Origin of the sequence: Ralstonia sp. RL, assembly GCF_001683835.1 — a bacterium.
In the GTDB taxonomy this organism is placed as follows: domain Bacteria; phylum Pseudomonadota; class Gammaproteobacteria; order Burkholderiales; family Burkholderiaceae; genus Ralstonia; species Ralstonia mannitolilytica.
Genome location: NZ_LWRX01000031.1, coordinates 1 through 1923 on the forward strand (window position 1 = coordinate 1; position 1923 = coordinate 1923).

Sequence of the window (1923 nt, forward strand, 5' to 3'; positions counted from 1 at the left end):
CTGCCCGGTCGCGGGCCTGATCGTCGCCTGGCTGCTCGATGGCGTGCTGACGCTTACACCCGATCAGCGCGGTCAGATGTACCTGTTCGCGTCGCTGCCGCCGGCCGTGTTCTGCTTCATGGTGGCCGAGCAGTACAAACAGGAGCCGGACAAGGTCGCGTCGATCGTGTTGCTCGGGAACTTGGCGGCGCTGGCCTTCGTGCCGGCGGGACTGTGGCTGGGATTGCGGACCTGAGTTATTCCGTCTGAGTTATTCCGTCGGTCGCACGTCGAACCTGTCATCCGGCAGCGAGGCGTCGTCCGCCTCGCTCACGTTCACATCGTTGACCACGGCAGCGGCAGGGCCGCGCCGTGACCACGCGATGATCTTTTCCAGCGCCGCATTATCGCCGCGCACCAGCGCTTCCACCGAGCCGTCGCGCCGGTTGCGCACCCAGCCGCACAGCCGCAACGCGCGCGCCTGCGCCTCGAACGACGCCCGGTAGCCGACGCCTTGCACCAGGCCGGTGATGACGAGATGTTTGGCCATGCGTTCCTCCTGACGCTTACTTTTTCTTCAGCATCGGCGCCAGATACTTACCGGTGAAGCTCACCGGGCTCTTCGCGACATCTTCCGGCGTGCCGGTCGCGATGATCTGCCCGCCGCCGGCGCCGCCTTCCGGGCCGAGGTCGACGATCCAGTCGGCGGTCTTGATCACGTCCAGGTTGTGCTCGATGATCACCACCGTGTTGCCCTGGTCGCGCAGGCGGTGGATCACTTTCAGCAGCAGGTCGATGTCGTGGAAGTGCAGGCCGGTGGTCGGCTCGTCCAGGATGTACAGCGTGCGGCCGGTGTCGCGCTTGGACAGTTCCAGCGACAGCTTCACGCGCTGCGCCTCGCCGCCGGACAGGGTGGTGGCGCTCTGCCCCAGGCGGATGTAGCCGAGGCCGACGTCGAGCAGCGTCTGCAGCTTTCTCGCCACCACCGGCACCGGCTTGAAGAACTCGTGCGCTTCCTCGACCGTCATCTCCAGCACTTCGTGGATGTTCTTGCCCTTGTACTGCACTTCCAGCGTCTCGCGGTTGTAGCGCTTGCCGTGGCAGACGTCGCACGGCACGTACACGTCGGGCAAAAAGTGCATCTCGACCTTGATCACGCCGTCGCCCTGGCAGGCTTCGCAGCGCCCGCCTTTGACGTTGAACGAGAAGCGCCCGGCGCTGTAGCCGCGCTCTTTTGCGGTCGGCACCGTCGCGAACAGGTCGCGGATCGGCGTGAACACGCCGGTATAGGTGGCCGGATTGGAGCGCGGGGTGCGGCCGATCGGCGCCTGGTCGACCGCGATCACCTTGTCGAAATGCTCCATGCCGTGGATCGATTCATACGGCGCGGGTTCCGTCTGCGAGCCGTACAGATGGCGCGCGGCGGCGTGGTACAGGGTGTCGTTGACCAGCGTCGATTTGCCCGATCCCGACACGCCGGTCACGCAGGTCAGCAAGCCGACCGGTAGCTCCAGCGTGACATGCTTGAGGTTGTTGCCGGACGCGCCGGAAATGACGAGCTGGCGCTCCGGATCGGGCGCGGTGCGCTGCTTCGGCACGTGGATCGCGAGCGTGCCGTTCAGGTATTTCGCGGTCAGCGACTTCTTGCTTTTCAGGATGTCGTTCAGCGGCCCTTGCGCGATCACCTCGCCGCCATGCACGCCGGCGCCGATGCCCATGTCGACGATGTAGTCGGCGCAGCGGATCGCGTCTTCATCGTGCTCGACCACCAGCACGCTGTTGCCGATGTCGCGCAGGTGCTTCAGGGTGGCGATCAGGCGGTCGTTGTCGCGCTGGTGCAGGCCGATCGACGGCTCGTCCAGCACGTACATCACGCCGGTCAGTCCCGAACCGATCTGCGACGCCAGGCGGATGCGCTGCGCCTCGCCGCCGGACAGCGTGTCC

2 protein-coding genes and 1 pseudogene are annotated in these 1923 nt (G+C 65.9%); 1 reads left to right on the top strand and 2 read right to left on the bottom strand.

Annotated features, from left to right (window positions below):
* Nucleotides 1-235 (top strand): annotated as a pseudogene (locus tag A6M56_RS03775) (AEC family transporter); the annotation flags it as partial.
* Between the two features lie 15 nt (nt 236-250).
* Here the strand turns inward: A6M56_RS03775 and A6M56_RS03780 are convergent.
* Together A6M56_RS03780 and uvrA are read right to left on the bottom strand one after the other, a co-directional pair.
* Nucleotides 251-529 (bottom strand): acylphosphatase, encoded by a 279-nt coding sequence (locus A6M56_RS03780; RefSeq protein WP_286757776.1) that lies wholly within the window; start codon nt 527-529, stop codon nt 251-253.
* A gap of 16 nt (nt 530-545) precedes the next feature.
* A partial coding sequence (gene uvrA, locus A6M56_RS03785) for an excinuclease ABC subunit UvrA (RefSeq protein ID WP_286757777.1) occupies nt 546-1923 on the bottom strand: 1378 nt, incomplete at its 5' end.

Coding starts and splice junctions, on each gene's coding strand:
- A6M56_RS03780 (WP_286757776.1), bottom strand. CDS start 529: ATGGCCAAACATCTCGTCATCACCGGCCTGGTGCAAGGCGTCGGCTAC.